At 62.9% G+C, this 21,955-nt stretch carries 19 protein-coding genes; 15 read left to right on the forward strand and 4 right to left on the reverse strand.

Annotated features, from left to right (window positions below; genetic code table 11):
* Positions 1-47 precede the first annotated feature (47 nt).
* Genes grxC through ACFELO_RS02510 form a run of 3 tightly spaced genes read left to right on the forward strand, consistent with a single transcriptional unit; the run spans position 48 to position 1,578 of the window.
* Positions 48-317 carry a glutaredoxin 3 gene (gene grxC, locus ACFELO_RS02500; RefSeq protein WP_440958996.1) on the forward strand — a complete coding sequence of 90 codons (270 nt, stop codon included), beginning with the start codon at positions 48-50 and terminating at the stop codon, positions 315-317.
* Positions 314-1,153 carry a carbon-nitrogen hydrolase family protein gene (locus ACFELO_RS02505; RefSeq protein ID WP_440958997.1) on the forward strand — a complete coding sequence of 280 codons (840 nt, stop codon included), beginning with the start codon at positions 314-316 and terminating at the stop codon, positions 1,151-1,153. Before grxC ends, ACFELO_RS02505 begins: the two co-directional genes overlap by 4 nt.
* Positions 1,150-1,578, forward strand: coding sequence for a DUF1178 family protein (locus ACFELO_RS02510; protein ID WP_440958998.1), 429 nt, complete (start codon positions 1,150-1,152; stop codon positions 1,576-1,578). Before ACFELO_RS02505 ends, ACFELO_RS02510 begins: the two co-directional genes overlap by 4 nt.
* 3 nt (positions 1,579-1,581) lie before the next feature.
* Here the strand turns inward: ACFELO_RS02510 and ACFELO_RS02515 are convergent, their stop codons facing one another.
* Positions 1,582-2,295: a ZIP family metal transporter gene (locus tag ACFELO_RS02515; RefSeq protein WP_440958999.1), complete on the reverse strand. Its 714-nt coding sequence runs from the start codon at positions 2,293-2,295 to the stop codon at positions 1,582-1,584.
* A gap of 13 nt (positions 2,296-2,308) precedes the next feature.
* A complete protein-coding gene (ubiG, locus tag ACFELO_RS02520) occupies positions 2,309-3,073 on the reverse strand; it encodes a bifunctional 2-polyprenyl-6-hydroxyphenol methylase/3-demethylubiquinol 3-O-methyltransferase UbiG (protein WP_440959000.1) in 765 nt (254 codons plus the stop codon).
* A 170-nt stretch (positions 3,074-3,243) separates the two neighbouring features.
* On the opposite strand from ubiG, the gene ACFELO_RS02525 reads away from it, so the two are divergent.
* From ACFELO_RS02525 to ACFELO_RS02545, 5 genes are all read left to right on the forward strand, one after another.
* The gene (locus ACFELO_RS02525; RefSeq protein ID WP_440959001.1) at positions 3,244-4,479 is read left to right on the forward strand and encodes an aspartate kinase; all 1,236 of its coding nucleotides are present in this window, start codon (positions 3,244-3,246) and stop codon (positions 4,477-4,479) included.
* A gap of 100 nt (positions 4,480-4,579) precedes the next feature.
* Entirely contained in the window at positions 4,580-6,883 is a 2,304-nt protein-coding gene (gene ptsP, locus ACFELO_RS02530) for a phosphoenolpyruvate--protein phosphotransferase (protein WP_440959002.1), read from the forward strand.
* Between the two features lie 73 nt (positions 6,884-6,956).
* Positions 6,957-7,832: a helix-turn-helix domain-containing protein gene (locus ACFELO_RS02535; RefSeq protein WP_440959003.1), complete on the forward strand. Its 876-nt coding sequence runs from the start codon at positions 6,957-6,959 to the stop codon at positions 7,830-7,832.
* Between the two features lie 104 nt (positions 7,833-7,936).
* Positions 7,937-9,079 carry a flavodoxin-dependent (E)-4-hydroxy-3-methylbut-2-enyl-diphosphate synthase gene (gene ispG, locus ACFELO_RS02540; protein WP_440959004.1) on the forward strand — a complete coding sequence of 381 codons (1,143 nt, stop codon included), beginning with the start codon at positions 7,937-7,939 and terminating at the stop codon, positions 9,077-9,079.
* An 87-nt stretch (positions 9,080-9,166) separates the two neighbouring features.
* Complete coding sequence (locus ACFELO_RS02545; RefSeq protein WP_440959005.1) at positions 9,167-9,586, forward strand: MAPEG family protein; 420 nt, start codon at positions 9,167-9,169, stop codon at positions 9,584-9,586.
* Here the strand turns inward: ACFELO_RS02545 and ACFELO_RS02550 are convergent.
* Entirely contained in the window at positions 9,583-10,833 is a 1,251-nt protein-coding gene (locus ACFELO_RS02550) for a serine hydrolase domain-containing protein (protein ID WP_440959006.1), read from the reverse strand. The two genes, ACFELO_RS02545 and ACFELO_RS02550, sit on opposite strands and share 4 nt — an antisense overlap.
* A gap of 96 nt (positions 10,834-10,929) precedes the next feature.
* On the opposite strand from ACFELO_RS02550, the gene ACFELO_RS02555 reads away from it, so the two are divergent.
* The 5 genes from ACFELO_RS02555 (at position 10,930) to ACFELO_RS02575 (ending at position 14,760) form a co-directional block, all read left to right on the forward strand.
* A complete protein-coding gene (locus ACFELO_RS02555; RefSeq protein ID WP_440959007.1) occupies positions 10,930-11,271 on the forward strand; it encodes an ArsC/Spx/MgsR family protein in 342 nt (113 codons plus the stop codon).
* A gap of 57 nt (positions 11,272-11,328) precedes the next feature.
* A complete protein-coding gene (locus ACFELO_RS02560) occupies positions 11,329-11,913 on the forward strand; it encodes a TIGR00730 family Rossman fold protein (RefSeq protein ID WP_440959008.1) in 585 nt (194 codons plus the stop codon).
* Positions 11,914-11,977: 64 nt separating this feature from the next.
* Positions 11,978-13,051 carry a peptide chain release factor 1 gene (gene prfA, locus ACFELO_RS02565; RefSeq protein ID WP_440959009.1) on the forward strand — a complete coding sequence of 358 codons (1,074 nt, stop codon included), beginning with the start codon at positions 11,978-11,980 and terminating at the stop codon, positions 13,049-13,051.
* Positions 13,048-13,905, forward strand: a complete 858-nt coding sequence (prmC, locus tag ACFELO_RS02570; RefSeq protein WP_440959010.1) for a peptide chain release factor N(5)-glutamine methyltransferase — start codon at positions 13,048-13,050, stop codon at positions 13,903-13,905. The genes prfA and prmC overlap by 4 nt, the downstream gene beginning before the upstream one ends.
* A gap of 255 nt (positions 13,906-14,160) precedes the next feature.
* On the forward strand, positions 14,161-14,760 hold the full coding sequence (locus ACFELO_RS02575) for a DUF4167 domain-containing protein (protein WP_440959011.1): 600 nt from the start codon (positions 14,161-14,163) through the stop codon (positions 14,758-14,760).
* Positions 14,761-14,837: 77 nt separating this feature from the next.
* Here the strand turns inward: ACFELO_RS02575 and ACFELO_RS02580 are convergent, their stop codons facing one another.
* A complete protein-coding gene (locus ACFELO_RS02580; protein WP_440959884.1) occupies positions 14,838-15,914 on the reverse strand; it encodes a glycosyltransferase family 4 protein in 1,077 nt (358 codons plus the stop codon).
* 647 nt (positions 15,915-16,561) lie between these two features.
* On the opposite strand from ACFELO_RS02580, the gene putA reads away from it, so the two are divergent.
* A complete protein-coding gene (gene putA, locus ACFELO_RS02585) occupies positions 16,562-19,705 on the forward strand; it encodes a bifunctional proline dehydrogenase/L-glutamate gamma-semialdehyde dehydrogenase PutA (RefSeq protein WP_440959012.1) in 3,144 nt (1,047 codons plus the stop codon).
* Positions 19,706-20,001: 296 nt separating this feature from the next.
* Entirely contained in the window at positions 20,002-21,882 is a 1,881-nt protein-coding gene (locus ACFELO_RS02590) for a ribonucleoside-diphosphate reductase subunit alpha (RefSeq protein WP_440959013.1), read from the forward strand.
* The last annotated feature ends 73 nt before the right edge of the window (positions 21,883-21,955 follow it).

Raw genomic sequence — 21,955 nt, forward strand, 5'->3', positions numbered from 1 at the left:
ATGCGGAATGATCCGCTCCCCCCGGATGAACAGACAAGGAGGGCCTTATGGCCGCCGTCACGATTTATACTCGCCCCATGTGTCCGTACTGCGTGCGCGCTGTCTCGCTTCTGAAAAAGAAGGGCGTCGCTTTTGACGAGATTGACGCGGGCTTCGATGTGAAGAAGAAAAAGGAGATGGTGGATCGCGCCAATGGCGCGCGCACCTTCCCGCAGATTTTCATCGGCGACACCCATGTGGGCGGTTGCGACGACATGATGGCGATGGAAAATGCGGGCAAGCTTGATGACCTGCTGCGAACCGAAGGAGCGCTATGAGCGCCGTTAAACTCGCCCTGATCCAGATGCGTTCCGGCGTCGACCCGGAACGCAATCTGGACGACGCCGAAGCCCTGATCCGCGAAGCGGCGGCTGCTGGCGCAAAATTCGTCCTGACCCCTGAGACCACGACACTGGTCCAGAAGGACGCCGATCAGCTGTTCGGGCAGATTCACACCTCCGAGGTGGAGCCCGCCATCGTGCGTTTCGCCGATCTGGCGGATTCCCTCGGCATCGATCTTCTGATCGGTTCGATGGCGCTCAAGGGCGGGGCGTCTTCGGATGGCCGCGAACGGGCGGTCAATCGCTCCCACCTCTTTGGTCCGAACGGGGCGCTGAAAGCGACCTATGACAAGATCCACATGTTCGATGTGGCGCTGGGTGGCGGCGAAACCTACTCAGAATCGACCAATTACGCGCCGGGCGATCGCGCTGTCCTGACCGAGGCGGCGGGCGGCAAGCTGGGACTGTCCATCTGCTATGATGTGCGCTTTGCGGCGCTCTATCGTCGACTCGCCAAGGCGGGCGCCCAGATGATTTCGGTGCCGAGCGCCTTTACCCGTCCGACAGGCCGCGCCCATTGGGAAACCCTGCTCAGGGCGCGCGCCATCGAGACCGGCAGCTTCATCCTCGCTCCCGCCCAGGGCGGCAAGCATGAGGATGGTCGCAAGACCTGGGGCCATTCCATGGTCATCGGGCCATGGGGCGAGATTGTCGCCGCCTTTGATCATGACGAGCCGGGCGTGCTTCATGCCCAGATCGACCTTGATGAGGTGGAGTCCGCCCGCTCGCGCATTCCGTCCCTGAACAATGACCGGGAGTTCACGGGCCCATGATCCGCTACGCGCTGTCTTGCGCGGACGGGCATGCGTTCGAGGCCTGGTTCCGCAATTCAGACGATTTTGACGTCCAGAAAGACCGCGGCCTGGTGGAGTGCCCCAGCTGCGGCTCCATTGAGGTCTCAAAGCAGCTCATGGCGCCCTCGGTGCGCACCGCGCGCAAGAAGGAAGCCACCGCCAACAGCGCGCCCGACTTCGAAACGCTGGCGCGGCAGGTGCAGGCCCATATCCGCTCCAATTTTGACTATGTGGGCGAGGATTTCGCTCGTGAGGCCCGCGCCATTCACAAGGGCGATGCGCCCGAGCGCCTGATCTATGGCGAAACCACCGCGGATGAACGTGAACAGCTGAGCGAGGAGGGCGTGCCCTGCGCGCCGCTGCCCGAACCCTTCGCACCGACGCCGCCCAAGAAGGCGAACTAGGCGCTAGAGGAAGAGGTCGCCGGCAAGGCCCAGCGAGAAGCCCAGCACGGCGCCCAGCGGCGGCGCCCAGCTCTTCTCAAGTTTCACTTCCGGAGCCACGTCCTGGAAGGTCAGGAACAGCACGCCGCCTGCCGCGAACACCATCAGCGCCCCCAGAACCATCTGATTGGGGGCGAAGATCATCACCCCGAGGGCCGCAGCGATTGGTCCCAGGAGCGGCATGAGCAGGAAGGGGAAGTAGGTCTTCATCGCGCTCTCCTCGCTGCTGGCGGCCCGTTCGCGGAAAGCGTTGAAGGCTTCGGGAAAGTTCTGCAGGCCGATCAGAAGCGCCAGCAGAAGGCCCGCCTCGGCGCCGGTCGCCAGCATGGCCCCGAGCGCAATGGCTTCAGGCAGATAATCCACCAGCATGGCCATGAGCTGGCCCATGGACTTGCCGCTGCGCCCCAGAGTGCGGTCGATGAAGAAGAAGCAGATCCCGCCCGCAATGAAGGCCGCGAGCGCCATCCAGCCCGGCATTAGCTCGACGCCCTCGGGCACCAGCACCAGCGCCACCGCCGCGATCAGCACTCCGCCGCCAAAGGCGATTACGCCGTGACGCAGCTCGCCAGACATCCAGTTGGGGTGAACCTTGTCCCACAAGGCCAGCGCCGCGCCGAGCGGGATCGTGGACCCGGCGAGCAAAGCGAACAGGACGGCCTGGGACAAGGGTTCAGACATCAATGCGCTCGTGTCAGGCGGGTTTCACCGATCCCATCAGATAGTTCACGCCAGAATCTGCGGAGATGAAGAACAGGTCCTTGAGCGGGTTATAGCTCACGCCCACTGGCTCCATCACGTCCAGCCCTTCGGCTTTCAGGGCGGCGCGCGCTTCCATCGGTTTGACGAGCTTGTTGAAACGGTGGGTGCCGCGCGGCAGCCAGCCCAGCACGTATTCGGCGCCAAAGATGGCCGTGGCGAAGGCGCGGGGCGTACGGTTGATCGAGCCCACGATCATCATGCCGCCCGGTTTCACCATGCGGGCGCAATCGCGCAGGAACTGGTCGGGATTGGCCACATGCTCGACCACTTCGAGATTGAGCACCACATCGAATTGCCCCGGTCCGCCTTGTTCCAGCAATTGCTCGGCGGTGCCGTGACGATAGTCGATGGAGAGGCCGTTCTCCTCGGCATGCACCAGCGCGGTCTTGATGTTCGCTTCGGCGGCGTCAACGCCCGTAACCGAGGCGCCGAGGCGGGCGATGGGTTCGGAGACCAGACCGCCGCCGCAGCCGATATCGAGCACTTTCAGGCCCTTGAGCGGTTCAGCGCCCTCGGTCTTGAAATGGCGGCTCAGAATCTCGCGGATATAGGTCAGCCGCGCCGGGTTGAACTTGTGCAAGGGCGCGAATTTCGACGTGGGGTCCCACCATTCCCCGGCCATGCGGGAGAATTTCTCGACCTCTTCAGGATCGATCGAGGGCGTGGACAAGGCAGTCGGGGCTTCGGCCTGGGCCATGACGGGCTCCTTACACATCCCGGCGGATGAACGGTGATGCGCATTTGCGCTGATATCGCCGGTTTTGTACCAATCGCGCCGCAATATGGTCCCATCGCTCGCGTTTATCGACCCTGTTGCGCCGTTTGCCGCATCTTCAATTCTGATCGATCCCTGACTGGAGGACGCCCATGACCGCTCCGCGCCTTGTGCTGAAATTTGGCGGCACCTCCATGGCCAATCCCGAACGCATCGCCCATTCCGCCTCCATCGTCGCGGCCGAGGCCCGTGCAGGCAAGCAGGTCGCCGTGGTCGTTTCGGCGATGGCGGGCGAGACGGACCGGCTTCTGGGCGCGGCGGAAGCGCTGGGCGGCGGTCTGGGCGAGATCGAGACCGATACGGTTCTGGCGGCGGGCGAACAGGCCAGCGCCGCCCTGATGGCGCTGGCGCTCAAGCGTGAGGGTTTCCAGTCTGAATCCGTGATGGGGTGGAGCCTGCCCATTCTGGTCGAGGGCCCGCCCGGCAGCGCCAAGATCACCGATATTCATGGCGCGCTGCTGGACGAGCTGATGACCGCCGGAGTGATCCCAGTGGTCGCGGGATATCAGGGCCTGAATGCCGAAGGACGGCTCGCGACTTTGGGCCGTGGCGGCACCGATCTCAGCGCAGCGGCTGTGGCGGCGGCGGTCGGGGCGGAATGCGACATCTACACTGATGTGGACGGGGTCTTCACCACCGATCCGCGTATTGCGCCTGAAGCGGTAAGGGTTGAGCGCATCAGCCATGACGCCATGCTGGAACTGGCGGCCATGGGCGCGAAAGTGCTTCAGACCCGCTCGGTCGAGTACGCCAAGGCCAAGGGCGTCACCCTGCGTGTGAAGTCGAGCTTCCTTCCGGCGGGGCAAAGCGCTGGCACCGAAGTGACGCCTGAAGCGGAGATCGCTGAAAAGCGCATCGTCTCCGGCGTCGCCTATGTGCGCGATCAGGCGCGCCTGTCCATTCATGGCGGGGAAGGGCCCCAGGCGGCTGAATTGCTGTTCGCGGCGCTGGGTGAGGCGGATGTGGATGTGGACATGATCGTGCAGGCGCGCGCCCGCTCGGGCGGCTCGGTCGTGGAGTGTTCGGTGGCGGGGCGGGACTTGCCGCGAGCATTGGCCGCAGCCGAGGCGGCGGCGCGTCCGAACGGGCTCGAGGTGCGCTCTGAAACCGGGCTCGCCAAGGTGTCGGTCGTGGGCACCGGCCTGCGGGGCCGGGCCGATGTAGCCCGCACCCTGTATGGGGTTCTGGCGCGGGAGGAGATTGCCGTGCGCATGACCGCCACTAGCGAGATCAAGATCTCGGCTCTGGTGGATGCGGATCATCTTGAACACGCTGTGCGTGCGCTTCACGCCGCCTACAGGTTGGGTGCGGCGCCGTCCAAGGCTTGACGAACCCCCCTTAAACAAGGCCTCTATCGCCTTACTGCCAGACTCGACCGGGTGCGCCCCCGTTTGTGACGGCCCCAGACAGGATGCCTGACAGAACGCCATGACGCCCAAAAGCCTGTCCACCGCGCGCGGCCCGCGCCGCCTGCTAAGCCGTATCCGCGACCTGATGGCGGCCCAGGAAGATGCGCAAAAGCGCCTCGACCGGCTGACGGATATCATCGCGGAAGAAACCGGCGCGGATGTGTGCTCGATCTATCTGGTGCGCCCCTCGGGCGCGCTGGAGCTGTCCGCCACTCACGGTCTTGACGCTTCTGCGGTGCACCGGGTGCGCCTGCATGCGGGCGAGGGCCTTGTGGGCGAGGTGGCGCGTCGGGCGCGACCGTTCGCTGTGGAGGATGCGCCCTCCCACCCCAGCTTCTCCTACAAGCCTGAAACGGGCGAAGAACCGTTCAAGAGCTTTGTCGGCGTGCCGATCCTGCGGGGCGGTCGTCTGGTCGGGGTTCTGACCGCCCAGACCGGCGCGGTGCGCCCCACGACAGAAGAAGAGATCGAGACGCTTCAGACCGTCGCCATGCTGCTGGCCGAGATCGTCACCTCGGGCGAGCTGGTGCAGGCGGAGGGCTTCGCCGAACTTGAAGTGCGCCTGTCCAAACCTGAACGCTTTCAGGGCCTTGCCCTGTCGGCGGGCGTTGTGCGCGGCGTTGCGGTGAAACACGAGCCGCATGTGCTCTCAACGCGTCTGGTGGCTGATGACGCCGCCGCCGAGGAAGCGCGGCTGAACGAGGCCATCACGCGTCTTCGTCGCTCGGTGGACCAGCTTCTGGATTCCGGCCGCGTGCCCATCGGCACGCCTTCGCGTGAAGTGCTGGAAACCTATCGTATGTTCGCCCATGACCGCGGCTGGCTGAACCAGCTGGGCGAGGCGATCCGCGCAGGTCTGACGGCGGAAGCCGCCGTGGAGCGGGTGCGGAACGAACATCGCGCACGCCTGATGAAGGCGCGCGATGCGCACTTCCAGGAGCGCCTGCACGACCTTGAAGACCTGGCCAATCGCCTGCTGCGTCACCTGGCGCGCACCGAGGAGTCCGAAGAGGACAGCCTGCCCGAGAACGCCATCATCGTGGCGCGTTCGGTGGGGCCGGCGGAGCTTCTTGAGTTTGATCGTACGCGCCTCGCCGGCATCGCGGTCGAGGAAGGTTCGGTCACGGGCCACGCCGCCATCGTCGCGAAGGCCCTGGGCATCCCCATGGTCGGCCGCCTTGATGGCGCGCTCGACCGGGTTGAAGAGGGTGACAGCGTCATTCTGGATGGCGAATTCGGTCTCTTGCATGTGCGTCCCAATGAGGAAGTGCGCACGGCCTATGACGAGCGCATCGAGGCGCTTGTGGAGCGCCAGCGCACCTTCGCGCATCTGCGCGACGCACCGACGAAAACGGCGGACGGTCAGACGCTGACCCTGGGCATGAATGCCGGACTTCTTGTGGAGATGAACCGGCTGGAAGACACAGGCGCGGCGGGCGTGGGCCTGTTCCGCACCGAATTCCAGTTCATGGTCGCCGACACCCTGCCACGCCTGAGCGCGCAGATCGAGCTGTACAAGGCTGTGTATGAGGCAGCAGGCGACAAGCCGGTGGTGTTCCGTACGCTCGACCTGGGCGGGGACAAGGTGACGCCTTTCATCCCCTCCATGCGCGAACCCAACCCGGCGCTGGGCTGGCGGGCGCTTCGCATGGGCCTCGATCGCCCGGCGCTGACCCGCTATCAGCTGCGCGCACTGGTGCGCGCGTCTGCCGGACGAACGCTCAATGTCCTGTTCCCGATGATCTCAGTGGCGGAAGAGCTGGCCGCGGCGCGGGATGTGCTCGAGCGGGAGCTGGATCTGGCGCGGCGTCATGGCCATGACGCGCCGGATGAATTGCGGGTGGGCCTGATGCTGGAAACCCCGGCGGTTGCCTTTGCCCCGGAAGCCTGTCTGGAGCTCGCCGATTTCGTCTCGGTCGGCGCCAATGACCTGATGCAGTATTTCTTCGCAGCGGATCGACAGAACCCCAGAGTCTCAGATCGTTACGATCCGATCAGCGCACCTGCCTTACGCTTGCTTAAAGATGTTCGGCAAGCGTGTGACAGCTCTGGCAAGCCTGTGAATGTGTGCGGCGAGCTGGCGGGACGACCGCTGGAGGCGTGCGTATTGGCGGCGCTGGGGTATCGCAGCCTCTCAATGGCGGCAGGATCGATCGGCCCGGTTAAACAGGCGCTAGCGGGCTGTGATCTCGGCCTTCTAACGCCTTGGCTGGAAGCCGAAATTCAGCAAGGCGCGAAAATCGGTCCCGTTTCCTTACGGGACAGGATGCTCCGCGCTGGAAAAGAAATCGGTTTGCCGCGAGAAGTTGTTGATAAAAACTAAAGCATTTGGTTGAATAACCTTGAGTGAGGCTGGGGCGCCACACTAGAGGGGAGCGTCCGTTGTGACGCAGAAAATGGCGAACGCGAAGATGCGCGATTACGAACCGATGTCTGACGAGACAGGCTATGTGCCTGTTGACGCGGTGTTTAGTGCGCCAGCCCCGGCGCTTGAAGGCGTGAGCCTTGGCGAACGCCTGCGACTGAGCCGCACCCATGCCGGTCTGACCCTGGACAGCGCCTCGGCGCGAACCCGCATCAAGCGCGATTATCTGGACGCACTCGAAGCGATGGATCCGCGCGGTCTGCCGTCCAAGGCGTATGCCGTCGGTTATCTGCGCACCTATGCCGCCTTCCTGGGGCTCGACGTTGCTGATTGCGTGCGTCAGTTCAAGGCCGAAGTGGATTGTGATGCGGGCCGCGGTGAACCGACCGCGCCGCAGGAACGTCGTGAGATCAAGCTGCCGCGCGGCCTGGTTGGCGCTGTGCTTATTCTGGGCGGTGTTGTGGTGGCGGCTGGCTGGTACGGCAATTACGTCACCCGCGCGGAAGCCTTTGCGGGCGCCGCTGCGCCCATGGACGCGCTGATGCGCGCCGAGACCCCGCTCGTGGAACTGGAAGCCTCGTCTGCGCCGAGCCGCGCCGCCATCTGGTCGGGCCTGCCGGACGCCAATGCCGGCAATACGCTGGTTCTGGAAGCGGGCGGGCGCGTGGATATCGAAGTGCGTGACGCCTCGGGTCGCATCCTGGCGGCGCGTGAGCTGGAGCCGGGCGAGCTGTACCGTGCGCCGGACGAGCCGGGCCTGACGATCTCCACCAATGATGCGGGCGCCGTTCTGGTGCGCGCGGCTGGGCGCCCGCTGGGCCCGCTGGGCGAGCCGGGTCAGGCGATCGACAATGTGTCCGCCGCCGAGTTCGTGCTGACCGCGCTGCGTGAAGCTGAAGCGGGCTAAAACTGCGCTTGAGTGATGCGTCGGCAGGAACGGGGCTCGCTAGGTCCCGTTCAAACGCTTATATCCCTTACTGACTGGAACCTGCTCCCAAGCGAGGCGGCGACATGGCGGTTGAAGACCACACCAAGGTGCGGCCCTGGCGGATGATTGACCGCCGCAAGAGCCGTCAGATCCATGTGGGCAATGTTCCCGTGGGCGGCGATGCGCCGATCTCGGTGCAGTCCATGACCAACACGCCCACCTCGGACGCCAATGCGACGATCAACCAGATTCGTCAGCTGGAAGAGGCGGGTGCGGATATTGTGCGCGTCTCCTGCCCGGACACGGACTCCACCGCAGCTTTCAAGACGATTGCGAAAGCCGCCAAGGTTCCGCTCGTCGCCGACATCCATTTTCACTACAAGCGCGGCATTGAAGCGGCTGAAGCGGGCGCGGCCTGCTTGCGGATTAATCCGGGCAATATCGGCTCGATGGACCGGGTGAAAGAGGTGGTCTCCGCCGCTCGTGATCATGGCTGCTCGATCCGTATCGGGGTCAATGCCGGGTCGCTGGAGCGTGAACTTCTGGAGAAGTATGGGGAGCCTTGCCCCGAGGCGATGGTGGAAAGCGCGCTCAATCACGCGCGCATCCTCGAAGACCTCGATTTCCGTGAATACAAGATTTCGGTAAAGGCGTCGGACGTCTTCCTCACGGTCGCCGCCTATCAGGCGCTGGCCGAAGCCACCGACGCCCCGCTCCATCTCGGGGTGACCGAGGCGGGCGGTCTGCGTACGGGCGGGGTGAAAAGCTCGATCGGCATGGGCTCGCTGTTATGGGCCGGGATCGGTGACACCATACGGGTCTCCCTGTCCGCCAACCCGGTGGAAGAGATCAAGGTCGGCTATGACATCCTCAAATCGCTGGGCTTGCGCACCCGCGGCGTGAACATCATCGCCTGTCCCAGCTGCGCGCGTCAGGGCTTTGATGTCATCAAGACCGTGGAGACGCTGGAACAGCGGCTCGAGCACATTTCCGAACCGATCTCGCTGTCCATCATTGGCTGCGTGGTCAACGGCCCGGGCGAGGCGGCCTATACCGATCTCGGCTTTACCGGCGGCGGCAAGGGGGCGGGCATGCTCTATTTCGCCGGACAGGCGGACGAGAAAGTCTCCAACGAGACCATGATCGAGCGCATTGTCGAAGCGGTCGAAGACAAGGCGTCAAAGATGCGCGCCGAGCGCGAAGCGTCCGAAGCCGCCGCGCAATAGCGCTCAGTTTGCGCTTTCCAGCCTGACCCGCATGCGCTTAGCTTGCCCCCGAGCCGCCGTCAGAGTGGCCTGTCAGGGGAGAAGACCATGTTTGTGACCATCATGACGCCCGTGCTGATGCTGGTGTGCTGGACGCTGATCATGTGGCTGTGGATGTACGCCACACGCATTCCGGCCATGCAGAAGGCCGGGCTGAAGCCCGCCGAACTCAAGGAAAAGTCCCAGCTTGATGTCTTGCCGCGCTCGGTGCGACAGGTCGCGGACAACTATAACCATCTGCACGAGCAGCCCGTCGTGTTCTATGCGCTGGCGATCTACAGCCATCTTGTCGGCGTTGCGGATCCGCTCAATATCGGACTGGCCTGGGCCTATGTGATCCTGCGCGTGGCGCACAGCATCTTCCAGGCGACCGTGAACTTCGTGCCGGTGCGCTTCGTGCTCTTCAGCCTGTCCAGCATTGTGCTGATCGTGATGGCCGTGCGCAATCTGCTCGCCCTGATGGTCTAGTCGGGCAGCCGGGCGTTTTCGGGCGTCCGGCCGGCCGCTTCGGCGAACAGGCGGGTGATTTCGGGCTCCACGCTCGAGAAATCGCCAAACTCGCGGGTCTCGGTGTTGATATTCACCGCGACCGCCATGCCCAGCTCGGGATACAGGATCAGCCAGCTCATCGCGCCGCGGCTGACCCCGCCATGGTGGACGATGCGCACGGGCGCATCCTCGCCAAATCGGGTCGTGCTTTCCGGGTTCACACGCCAGCCCAGCGCATAGCCTTGCTCATTCACTTCGCCGGAGTTCAGGCGCATGGGCGTCCAGAACCGCTCACGCGTGGCTTCAGAGATGTAGTTGTCATCCAGCCAGGCGCTGGCGACCTGCACCAGATCGACCGAGCGCGCATAGAGCCCGCCGCTGGGCCAGCGCTGGCTGACATTGACGGCGCCACGCGGGCGGACCTGTCCGTTCTGGCGGGACTGATAGAATTGGGCGACATGCTCAGGCGCAGGCCCGGCATTGGCGCGGACAGGCGTGGTCAGGTTCAGCGGCGCGCGAACCTCGCGCTCCAGCAGGCTGGCATAGTCCAGACCCGAGGCCCGCTCGGCCAGCACGGACGCCACCACCACGTCGAACGAGTTGTAGTAAAAGTCCTCGCCGGGCTCAAAGAGCAGGCGCGAGCCATCCACCAGGCCGAGGCTCTCTTCCACCGTCTCATACTGGCGCTTCATGCGTAGGGTTTCATAGGCGTCGGGCCAGTCTGAATTGTTTTCGTACCCGGGAAAGCCCGCCGTATGGGACAGGAGCTGGTCCAGTTCGAGTTCCAGCCAGTCTTCGTTCGGGGCGTCGGGGAAATAGTCGCCAACCGTACCGTCGGGATCGAGCACGCCCTGGTCGACCAGCCGGGCAATGACAGTCGCGGTCATGGCTTTGGAGGTGGAGCCGATGCGGAAGAGGGTGTCCGGTGTCGCAGGGGCTTCAGTGGCAAGGTCAGACCAACCGGCGCCTGCCGACCAGACCAGCTGGCCATCGATCGCGACGGCTGCGGTCACGCCCGGTACGCCAAATTCAGCGCGCATGGCTTCCAGCTCGGCGGCGGCTTTTGCGCCAGCTTGCTCAAACCGGTCATCATAGGCTTCAAAGGTCAGCGGGGCAGTGTCCGGCAACGCCTTCCAGCCCCATTGGGTGCTGAAGAAAACCCACGCAGCCACGATCAGGGCGAGGCCCAGGATCAGCTTCAGGATGAGTTTGAGTGATGACGGCATGACTGTCCCCCGCGGCGTCTTGAGATGCAGGGCCTGTCTTGCCTGAAAGGCCTGACCCGGCGATGAACAGGGCGTATACGATACAAGGGGTAGGGAATGAACCGGGTTTTCGGCCTAAAAAACTGCGATACCTGTAACAAAGCCGTGAAGGCGCTCAAGGCGGACGGCGTCGCGCATGACTTCATCGATATCCGCGCCGAGGCTGATCTGGCGGACCGGGTTCCGGTCTGGCTGAAGGCCGTGGGCGCAAAAGCGCTGATCAATACGCGCTCCACCACCTGGCGCGGTCTGGATGAGGCCCAGCGTGCGCGGGTTGAGGCAGACCCGGCAGGTCTGCTGATCGAGAATCCGACCCTGATCAAGCGCCCGGTCATCGAAAGCGGGGAAGCGATCAGTGTCGGTTGGTCAGATCATGTGCGCAAGGCGCTGCAGAGCTGACCCGTTATGCGCAAACGGCCCTATCGAAGCGGGGCCGGGCGCACTAGATTGATGCTCATGAAAAAATCTATCTGTGTGTATTGCGGCTCCAATCCGGGCGCCGCAGCTGAATACGCCCTGGCCGCGAAAGCGGTGGGCGCGAAACTGGCCCAGAACGATATCCGCCTGGTGTATGGCGGCGGTCAGGTGGGGCTTATGGGTCTGGTGGCGGACGCCTGCATCGATGCGGGCGGGCAGGTCTTCGGGGTGATCCCGGACTTTCTCCATCAGAAGGAAATCGCCCATCCGCGTGTGCAGGACATGCACATCGTCACCTCCATGCACGAACGCAAGCTGATGATGGCGGAAGCCTCTGACGCTTTTATCGCCATGCCCGGCGGCATCGGCACGATGGAAGAGCTGTTCGAGGTCTGGACCTGGTCACAGCTCGGTCGTCACAAGAAGCCGGTCGGCGTTCTGAATGTGAACGGCTATTACGACAAGCTGCTGGGCTTTATCGACCACATGACCGAGGAAGGCTTCCTCCTGGACAAGCACCGCGCCATGCTGGTGCGGGGCGAGACCATCGAGGAGCTTCTGGAGAAGTTCGAGGCCTTCGAACACCCCGGCATGATCGCCACGCTGGAGGCGGGGCAGGTCTGAAACCCGCTCTCGCTGCAGCCTCTCCCTCTTTCCAAAACGCGCGCTCGGGCGTAACTGATCGACCATGAGTATTCAGGACGCAAAGCTGGACCAGGTCATTGACCGGTTCGATCAGGTCGAGGCGCGTTTGAGCGCAGCCGCGGACCCCGACGAGATTGTTAAGCTCTCCAAGGAGCACGCCGAGCTCAAGACGGTGGCCGAGAAGGCGCGCGAGCTGAAGACGGCGCGCGAAAGCTTTGAAGAGGCCGAGGCCATCATCGAGGATGGCTCTGACCGGGATATGGTCGAGCTGGCCGAGGAAGAGCGTCAGGATCTGAAAAAGCGTCTGCCGGTTCTGGAGCGAGAGCTGCAGCTGTTGCTGATCCCCAAGGATCGCGATGACGACGCCTCCATCATGCTGGAGATCCGCGCTGGTACGGGGGGCGACGAAGCCGCCCTGTTCGCAGGCGATCTGTTCCGCATGTATGAGCGGTACGCCGCGAATAACGGCTGGAAAGTCGACGTTGTCGAAGCGTCTGAAGCCGAGGTCGGCGGCTACAAGGAGATTGTCGCCTCGGTCAACGGCAAGGGCGTGTTCGGCAAGATGAAGTTTGAATCCGGCGTCCACCGGGTTCAGCGCGTGCCGGTGACCGAATCCGGCGGCCGTATTCACACCTCCGCCGCCACCGTGGCAGTGCTGCCCGAGCCCGAGAATGTCGAGATCGACATCAAGGACGAGGATATCCGCATCGACACCATGCGCGCCTCCGGCGCGGGCGGTCAGCACGTGAACAAGACCGAATCTGCTGTGCGGATGACGCACTTGCCCACTGGCATTGTCGTGGTCAGCTCGGAAAAGTCCCAGCACCAGAACCGCGCCATCGCCATGCAGGTCCTCAAGGCGCGCCTTTATGAAAAGGAACGCCGGGAGAAGGACGAGGCGCGCGCCGCCGAGCGCAAGGGCCAGGTCGGCTCGGGCGACCGGTCAGAGCGCATTCGCACCTACAACTTCCCGCAGGGCCGGGTCTCCGATCACCGTATCAACCTCACTCTCTACAAGCTCGATGAAATCCTGTCCGGCGATGCGCTGGACGAGGTCATCGACGCGCTTCTGTCTGAAGACCAGGCCGCCAAACTGGCGGCGATGGAAGAGGCTTGAGCCTGACGCGTCGTACGGACCATCTGCGCGCCGCCGCCGAACGCCTGTCCGCCGCCGGGCTGGAGGACGGGCCGGATGAAGCACGGCGTCTGTTGCTGGCGGCGAGCGATCTGTCGTCGGCGCGGCTGCTGACCGAGATGAACGCGCCCATGCCGCCCGAAGAGCAGGCGCGTTTTGACGGCTTCATCGCGCGCCGTGAACAGCGCGAGCCGCTGTCACATATCCTGGGAACCCAGCCGTTCTGGACGCTGGAACTCAAGGTCACGCGCGATGTGCTGACTCCGAGGGCGGATACCGAAACTCTCATCGAGGCGGCCCTGAAGGCCTTTCCGGACCGATCCGCGCCTTTGCGCATTCTTGATATTGCGACTGGTTCGGGCGCGATCATCCTGGCGCTTCTGAGTGAGTTTCCGAACGCGACGGCAATTGCGACCGATCTGAGCGAGGCGGCTTTGGGCGTGGCGCGAGAGAATGCGGCGCTGACGGGACTGTCTGATCGTGTGCGCTTTCATCATCAGAGCTGGGCGGAGGGGCTTGAGGGCCCGTTTGATCTGGTCGTCTCCAATCCGCCCTATATCGCCGCTTCGGTGATCGATACGCTGGAGCCCGAAGTGCGGGTGTTTGAACCGCGCATGGCGCTTGAGGGTGGAGAGACCGGGTTCGAGCCTTACCCGCACCTCTTTGCGGAAGCGGGGCGTCTTCTGGCGCCGGGCGGGCTCGCCCTGCTCGAAATCGGCTATGATCAGGGGGCTGTGTCAGTTGAAGCCGCGCAGCAGGCCGGCGCGAAAGAGGCCAGGATCATCAAGGATCTGGCCGGTCATGACCGGGTTGTGAGCCTGCGGTTTTCAGTCTGATCGCGTTTGCGTGCAGAAAAGTGTTGGAATCTGCCTCCAGCTGCGTCTAGGGTGCGGACAAGTCCAGCGGGTGATGCAGGTCGGAGCAGGGGCTGTTCTGACGCGATTACCGGGCGCCCCGCTGACCCATTGGCCCATACGCTATCGAGTTCGACCGCAACCTTCTGATTGCGCTCGCGCTGATAGACGCGGATTTCGCGGATCGTATCGGCTGAAACGGTACCAACAAGCCGAAAAGAGACCAGGTTCTTGAACATGAAGCGTCAACGCGGACGAGGCCGAAAGGCCGGATCGCCCAGCAACCGCTCATATGAGAGCAACGGGCCGGACGTTAAGGTTCGGGGCGCGCCCTCTCATATCTATGACAAGTACATGCAGCTCGCGCGTGACGCCTCCTCTGCAGGCGATCGTGTGATGGCTGAAAACTATTACCAGCACGCCGAGCACTATCTGCGCATCATGCAGGCCAACCAGCCCAAGCGTGATGAGCGTGACGACCAGAACACTTCCGGTGACGATTCTGACGGGGCCGATGATGTCTCCGAGAACGGCGCCGAGAGCTCTGGCGACAATGGCGGCTCGGCTCAGCAGCCGGACGAAGCGCCGCGTGCGCGCCGCCAGCGTGGCCGTCGCCGTCGCGATGAGCAGCCGAGCGAGGATCCGCTGCAGGTTGTTGATCCGGAAGGCGCTGAATCCTCGTCCTCTTCTGATGAAGGCGGTGCTCAGCCCTCCAGCGAGGAAAAGCCCAAGAAGCGCACCCGCACCCGTCGTACCAAGGCGGACATCGACGCTCAGAAAGCGCTTGATGCGGCTGAAGGCGAGTCCGAGAAAAAGGATAAGGGCGAAGCAGCCTGAGCTGTTCGGCCTGACCCCGAACAAAAAAGGCTGGAGCATTGCTCCAGCCTTTTTTGTTTCGGCGTGTGTCGGCGGGATCAGCCGCCGCGGCCCAACCGGCGCAAACGGCGCCAGAAGCGGCGACGCTCTGGGCGGGGCTGGGGCTTGAGGTTCTGCACGAACTCCTCCGCGCAGGCGCGCCAGGAGTACTTCTCGGCATACGCCCGGCAATCCTCGCGCTTCATTTCAAGCGCCTCAAGGCAGGCGGTCTTCAGGTCATCATTGACCGAACCCGCATTGGAACCGGGGATGATGTCCTTGGGGCCGTTCGCCACATAGGCGGCCACCGGCGTGCCCGTAGCCATGGATTCCAGGATCACGAGGCCGAAGGTGTCGGTGAAGCTGGGGAAGACCATGACATCGGCGTCCGCGAAATGGCGCGCCAGCTCGTCGCCGGACTTGTTCCCGGTGAAGACGACCTCGGGATAGTTTTCCTTCAGCTCTTCCAGCTGCGGGCCGGGGCCAACGACGACCTTGGTGCCCGGCAGATCGAGATCGAGGAAGGATTCAATATTCTTTTCGACGGCGACGCGTCCGATATAGACGAAGATCGGGCCTTCGAGGCCTTCATAGACGCTCTTGCCGTCCATATGGCGCTTGTCAGGGTGGAACAGCTCGGTGTCCACGCCACGCGCCCAGGGGGTGATGTTGTTGAAGCCGCGCTCGGCCAGGAGGTCGCGCATGGAGGGCGTCGCCACCATCAGGCGGTTCCCCGAATTGTGGAAGCGCCGCATGAACCAGTATCCCGCCGACAGCGGAATGAACGGGAAGCGCGCATTCACATATTCAGGAAACTTGGTGTGGTAGCTGGTCGTGAAGGGCAGCTTCCACTTCAGGCAGATCGCCCGCGCGGCCTGACCCAGCGAACCTTCGGTCGCGATATGGATCGCTTCGGGTTCGAACGCCTTGAACCGGGCTTCGAGGTCCTTGCGGGCCCCGACGGCCATCTTGATCTCGGGATAGGTCGGCAGCGGGAAGGTCTTGAAGCCGAGGCCGGGGTGGATGACCTCCACCTCATGACCCATGGCGCGGCACTCTTCCACGGTGCGTGACAGCGTGCGGACCACGCCATTGACCTGCGGCTCCCACGCATCGGTGACGAGCATGATGCGCAGCGGCGCGCTTTCCTCCATGACGAGGACCTCCAGAACCTGTGTCTCTTAAGGCCGGTTTAGCGTGTTTTCGTCGTTTGTCGAAGGGCTGTCGGCGCCCGGCTGCGGCCGGCGCGTCAGCTGTGGAACGCTTCCCCGACTGCCCCGTTGATAAAATGTGCAAGCTTTGTCTGCGCTGCCACAGCGCAACAGAGGTTACGGAGGCAATCATCAGTGAAGGACCTGTTTGCAGGCAGGCGCTTTACCGAAAACCAGACTTTGCAGATATCCCGCGCAGCATGCGTGATATCCAACGCGAGTATGTGTCGAACGCAATAGATTTTGCGATCTATACAAAGACTTTCATGTTGGCCGAAATAGAAAATTTCGCCTCGGAAATCTGCCCCGGTTGCGATTGCTGAAATTAAAATCTGCGGTGAAGTAAAGTTTAAAGGGTGCTGACATGAGTCGATCTATGTTTGAATATGCTGAAAACAATTTAGATATTTTCAGCTCAAAATAAAATCTATGCAGTTATGCTGCAATGCGAAGCTGTGCGGACTTGTACTGATGCTGAATAGCCGGGGTTGAATTCTATGGCTTCAGCAAGCATTGTCCGCGGCAACAGGGCCGGATGCGCCGGCCGCTCTGGGTTCGAGAGGCTTTGGACCATGCGCGATTGGACAGACGTATCTATCGATTGGGATGCACTGGACGGCGAGAAATTCGCCGACGAACGCCAGGCGGCCCGAAAACTGGAAGCCGCGGTTGGCTTGAGCCCGGAAGGGCGCCAGGCAGCCAGCGACGCCGCGATCAAGCTTGTTGAGCAAGCGCGCGAGACGCGCCATGGCGGCGGCCTGATGGAAAGCTTCCTTCAGGAATTCGGCCTGAGCAACAAGGAAGGCCTGGCGCTGATGTGCCTGGCGGAAGCCTTGTTGCGCGTTCCCGATGCGGACACGGCGGATGACCTGATCGCCGAGAAGATCGGTTCGGGCTCCTGGGTCGAGCACGCCTGGAAATCCGATAACTGGCTGGTCAACGCCTCCACTCTGGGCCTGATGATGACCGGCTCGATCCTGAAGGTGGATTCGCGCGCCGAAAAGAATCCCGGCGAGTACTTCAAGCAGATGGCGGGCCGCATGGGCGAGCCGGTCATCCGCGCTGCAGTCAAACGCGCCATGCGTATTCTGGGCGAGCAATTCGTTCTGGGCCGCGATATCGAAGGCGCCATCAAGCGCGGTCGCGGCTGGAAGACCTATGGCAAGGTGAAGCCGCTTTTCAGCTTTGACATGCTGGGCGAGGGCGCGCGCACGGAAGAAGACGCCAAGCGGTATCTGGACAAGTATCGCCACGCCATTCGCGTTGTCGCTGAAAAGCGCCAGGACGGTTCGGTCGAGAATGTGGACGGGGTCAGCGTCAAGCTTACGGCTCTGCATCCCCGCTATCAGGCTGTGCGTCAGGCGCAGGTGATGGACGAGTTGTATCCGCGCGCGCTGGAACTGGCGCAAATGGCCAAGGACGCCGATATCGGCTTCAGCCTCGACGCGGAAGAGAGCGACCGTCTCGTTATCCAGCTCAAGATCTTTGATCGTCTGGCGCGCGAGCCTTCGCTGGCGGGATGGGATGGTCTTGGCATTGTGATCCAGGCCTATCAGAAGCGCGCCATGAGCGTGCTCGAAAAGCTGATCGAGCTGGGTCAGGAAACGGGCCGTCGCTTCATGGTGCGTCTGGTGAAGGGCGCCTATTGGGATACCGAGATCAAGTTCGCCCAGATGAACGGCCAGACCGATTTCCCGGTGTGGACGACCAAGCCGGCGACCGACCTCAACTATCTGGCCTGCGCCCGCAAGCTGCTGGCCGCGCCGGACGCCGTCTTCCCGCAATTTGCGACCCATAACGCGCACACCCTGTGCGCCGTGCGTCAGATCGCAGCCGAGACGGGCAATCCGCCTTATGAATTCCAGCGTCTGCACGGCATGGGCGAACCGCTTTATGCAGCCGCCGCTCAAACCTATGCCGATCTCGGCGCTGTGCGGGTCTACGCCCCGGTGGGCAGCCACCAGGATCTGCTGCCCTATCTGGTGCGGCGTCTGCTGGAGAACGGCGCGAACACCTCGTTCGTGCATGCGTTCCTTGATGAAGATGTGCCTGCCGCAGACGTGGCCAGCGGACCGTTCAAGGCGGCGGCGACGCTTGATCGTCACCCCTTCATCTCTATCCCGTCCAAGCTCTATGGCCCGGACCGTCTGAACTCCAGGGGCATGGACCTGACCCAGGCCAAGGTGCGCCAACGTCTGGCGGAGGCCCAGCAGGCCTTTGATGACGGCGCGCCCTATGCCTGCGGACCGATCATCAATGGTGACGCCCGTACGGCGGATGGCCAGCCGATGGTGAGCCCGGCGGACAAGGATTTCACCGTCGCCACGCTTCACGAAGCGACGAAAGACGATGTGAAGACCGCCTATGACATCGCCAAGGAGGCTCAGAGGGCCTGGAACGCCAAGGGCGGACCGGCGCGGGCGAAAATCCTGCGTGATATGGCGGACGCTCTGGAAGCCAATACCGACCGGCTGATGTCGCTGATGGCGCGTGAGACCGGCAAGACCTTGCCTGACGGCATCGCCGAAGTGCGAGAGGCCGTCGACTTCCTGCGCTATTACGCGGTTGAGGCTGAAACCAAGTTCGGCGATCCGGTGCGCTTGCCCGGCCCGGCCGGGGAGACCAACCATCTGGGTCTGGGCGGTCGCGGCGTCTTCGTCTGCATCAGCCCGTGGAACTTCCCGCTGGCGATTTTCACCGGCCAGGTGGCTGCGGCGCTGGCCGCGGGCAACGCCGTGCTCGCCAAGCCGGCCGAGCAGAGCCCGCTGATCGCGTTTGAAGCGGTGAAGATCTATCTTGAGGCGGGCCTGCCCAAGGATGTGCTCCACCTCTTGCCCGGTGACGGCAAGATTGGCGGCGCGCTGTCTGAGCTGCCCGGCGTGGATGGCGTGGCCTTTACCGGCTCCACCGAAGTCGCGCGCATCATCAACCGCACGCTGGCGGCCAAAGATGGCCCCATTGTGCCGCTGATTGCAGAGACGGGCGGGCTGAACGGCATGTTCGTGGACACTTCGGCCCTGCATGAGCAGGTGATCGATGACGCGATCAACTCCGCCTTCGGGTCTGCGGGCCAGCGGTGCTCGGCGCTGCGCGTCCTGCTGATTCCCGAGGAGATTGGCGATTTGCTGATCAAGGGGCTCAAGGGCGCGATGGACATGTTGACCCTGGGCGATCCGTCAGATGCCTCGACCGATATTGGTCCGGTGATCGACGCGGAAGCGCGTCAAATGCTGGAAGACCATGTCGCGGAGATGGAATCCAAGGCCAAGGTTCTGCACCGGGTGCCGCTGAGCGCCGAGATGGCGGCCAAGGGCGAATACTTCGCACCGACGCTGGTGGAGATCAGCTCGCTCGATCAGCTCACCGAAGAGAAGTTCGGGCCGATCATGCATGTCATGCGCTACAAGCGCGCTGACCTTCTGAAGGTCGCCCGGCAACTCGCGGACAAGGGCTACGGCCTGACCCTCGGGGTTCACAGCCGTCTGGATCGATTCGCGGATATGGTTCGTGCGGCGGTGCCTGCGGGCAATTGCTATGTGAATCGCAACATCACCGGCGCGGTCGTCGGCGTGCAGCCGTTCGGCGGCGAGGGCCTGTCCGGCACTGGTCCGAAGGCGGGCGGTCCGCATTATATCTACCGCTTCGCGACCGAGCACACGGTGACCATCAACGTGGCTGCGCAAGGCGGAGACCCCGAGCTTCTGTCTCTGGGTTAACCCGACGCTGATTGCGGGCTTTGCGGCCCGCATCAGATATCCACAAGAAACCGCATTTATCCCCGGGCCCGGACTCCTTAACGAGTCCGGGCCCGGAGCGTTTTCTGGTAGGACTTTGTTTACGAAAAAAGCGGCTGGGGACCGGTTTGACCCGTTGACGGTCAGTAGGGACCCAAGCACTATATGTAGCGGTTTCCGGGGGAAGCCGCACACCATGTATAGGTTTTTCTTAAGCAGCGCGCGGGAAAACGGCCTCTCGCAGGCATAACGCGCGACGCCAATTGGAGCGGGTAGAGATGACGCCTTTCGACCAAGCCCACGCTACCGGAGCCCGCGCACAGGAGTCCGCTTCTGCCCTGCGCGGTAAGCCCAAGGCTGTTCAGCTTCGTCTGGTTGATAAGGTTAAGACGGACCCGTCCCGGGATGCGCTTCTGACCGATTTCGGCAAGAAGACCCTGGTCGACCGTTATCTGCTCCCCGGCGAATCCTATCAGGACATGTTTGCGCGCGTTTCGACGGCTTACGCCGACGATCTGGATCATGCGCAGCGCCTTTATGACTACATGTCCAATCTGTGGTTCATGCCGGCGACGCCCGTCCTGTCCAATGGCGGCGCAGATCGCGGCCTGCCCATTTCCTGCTTCCTGAACTCGGTGGACGATTCGCTGGGCGACATCGTCTCGACCTGGACCGAAAATGTCTGGCTGGCGTCCAATGGCGGCGGCATCGGCACCTATTGGGGCAGCGTGCGCTCGATCGGCGAGAAAGTCGGTCAGAACGGCCAGACCTCCGGCATCATTCCGTTCATCCGCGTGATGGATTCGCTGACGCTGGCGATCTCTCAGGGGTCGCTGCGTCGCGGCTCTGCGGCTGTGTATCTCGACATCCACCACCCGGAAATCGAGGAATTCCTCGAGATCCGCAAACCGTCGGGCGACTTCAACCGCAAGAGCCTCAACCTTCACCACGGCCTCAACGTCTCTGACGCGTTCATGGAGGCCGTCGCCAAGGATGAGGAGTTCGAACTGATCTCCCCGCGATCCGGCGAAGTGGTGAAAACGGTCAATGCCCGCAAGCTGTGGCAGAAGATCCTTGAGGTCCGTCTGCAGACCGGCGAGCCCTACATCCTGTTCTCCGACACGGTGAACAACAATCTGCCCGCTCACCAGCGCAAGCTGGGCCTGAAAGTGCGCCAGTCCAATCTGTGCTCGGAAATCACCCTGCCGACCGGCATCGATCATCTGGGCAATGACCGGACTGCCGTGTGCTGCCTGTCCTCTCTGAACGCCGAGAAGTTCCTTGAGTGGAAGGATGACGAGCGCTTCCTGGAAGACATCTTCCGTTTCCTCGACAATATCCTGCAGGACTTCATCGAGCGTGCGCCGGATGAAATGGAGCGCGCGAAATATTCCGCTGCGCGGGAGCGGTCGGTCGGGCTGGGCCTGATGGGCTATCACTCCTTCCTGCAGAAGATGAATGTGCCGTTTGAATCCGCCATGGCCCAGTCCTGGAACAAGCGCATGTTCCAGCATATCCGCCAGGGCGCGGACAAAGCTTCGGTCAAGCTGGCCGAAGAACGCGGCGCTTGCCCGGATGCGGCCGAGAACGGCGTGAAAGCGCGCTTCTCTCACAAGCTGGCGATTGCGCCTACCGCGTCGATCTCCATCATCTGCGGCGGCACGTCTGCGGGTATCGAGCCGATCCCGGCCAATGTCTATACGCACAAGACCCTGTCAGGCTCCTTCACCGTGAAGAACCCGTATCTTGAGCAGGTTCTTGAGGAGAAGGGCAAGAACACCCCGGCGGTGTGGGCGTCCATCCTCGAGCACGAAGGTTCAGTGCAGCATCTGGATTGCCTCGATGAACTGGAGAAGGACGTCTTCAAGACCGCCTTCGAACTGGATCAGCGCTGGGTCATCGAGCACGCTGCGGACCGTTCGCCCTATATCTGCCAGGCGCAGTCGCTGAACCTGTTCCTGCCGGGTGACGTGAACAAATGGGACCTGCACATGCTGCACTGGTCGGCATGGGAAAAGGGCGTCAAATCCCTGTACTATTGCCGCTCGAAATCGGTGCAGCGCGCGGCTTATGCCGGTTCGGGCGAGAAGGACGAGATGGCCAAGTCGCTCAGCGATGCTGCGCCCAAGGATTATGACGAGTGTCTGGCCTGCCAATAGGCGAAAATTTTTTCGAATAAATGGAAAACCCCGGCCCTGTGCCGGGGTTTTCTGTATTCAACTCAATGAATCC

Origin of the sequence: Oceanicaulis sp. LC35, from assembly GCF_052055585.1 — a bacterium.
GTDB lineage: Bacteria > Pseudomonadota > Alphaproteobacteria > Caulobacterales > Maricaulaceae > Oceanicaulis.

Coding starts and splice junctions, on each gene's coding strand:
- ACFELO_RS02575 (WP_440959011.1), top strand. CDS start 14,161: ATGAAGCGTCAACGCGGACGAGGCCGAAAGGCCGGATCGCCCAGCAAC.
- grxC (WP_440958996.1), top strand. CDS start 48: ATGGCCGCCGTCACGATTTATACTCGCCCCATGTGTCCGTACTGCGTG.
- ACFELO_RS02505 (WP_440958997.1), top strand. CDS start 314: ATGAGCGCCGTTAAACTCGCCCTGATCCAGATGCGTTCCGGCGTCGAC.
- ACFELO_RS02555 (WP_440959007.1), top strand. CDS start 10,930: ATGAACCGGGTTTTCGGCCTAAAAAACTGCGATACCTGTAACAAAGCC.
- prfA (WP_440959009.1), top strand. CDS start 11,978: ATGAGTATTCAGGACGCAAAGCTGGACCAGGTCATTGACCGGTTCGAT.
- ACFELO_RS02560 (WP_440959008.1), top strand. CDS start 11,329: ATGAAAAAATCTATCTGTGTGTATTGCGGCTCCAATCCGGGCGCCGCA.
- ACFELO_RS02545 (WP_440959005.1), top strand. CDS start 9,167: ATGTTTGTGACCATCATGACGCCCGTGCTGATGCTGGTGTGCTGGACG.
- ACFELO_RS02590 (WP_440959013.1), top strand. CDS start 20,002: ATGACGCCTTTCGACCAAGCCCACGCTACCGGAGCCCGCGCACAGGAG.
- ACFELO_RS02550 (WP_440959006.1), bottom strand. CDS start 10,833: ATGCCGTCATCACTCAAACTCATCCTGAAGCTGATCCTGGGCCTCGCC.
- ubiG (WP_440959000.1), bottom strand. CDS start 3,073: ATGGCCCAGGCCGAAGCCCCGACTGCCTTGTCCACGCCCTCGATCGAT.
- putA (WP_440959012.1), top strand. CDS start 16,562: ATGCGCGATTGGACAGACGTATCTATCGATTGGGATGCACTGGACGGC.
- ispG (WP_440959004.1), top strand. CDS start 7,937: ATGGCGGTTGAAGACCACACCAAGGTGCGGCCCTGGCGGATGATTGAC.
- ACFELO_RS02535 (WP_440959003.1), top strand. CDS start 6,957: ATGGCGAACGCGAAGATGCGCGATTACGAACCGATGTCTGACGAGACA.
- ACFELO_RS02515 (WP_440958999.1), bottom strand. CDS start 2,295: ATGTCTGAACCCTTGTCCCAGGCCGTCCTGTTCGCTTTGCTCGCCGGG.
- ACFELO_RS02525 (WP_440959001.1), top strand. CDS start 3,244: ATGACCGCTCCGCGCCTTGTGCTGAAATTTGGCGGCACCTCCATGGCC.
- ptsP (WP_440959002.1), top strand. CDS start 4,580: ATGACGCCCAAAAGCCTGTCCACCGCGCGCGGCCCGCGCCGCCTGCTA.
- ACFELO_RS02510 (WP_440958998.1), top strand. CDS start 1,150: ATGATCCGCTACGCGCTGTCTTGCGCGGACGGGCATGCGTTCGAGGCC.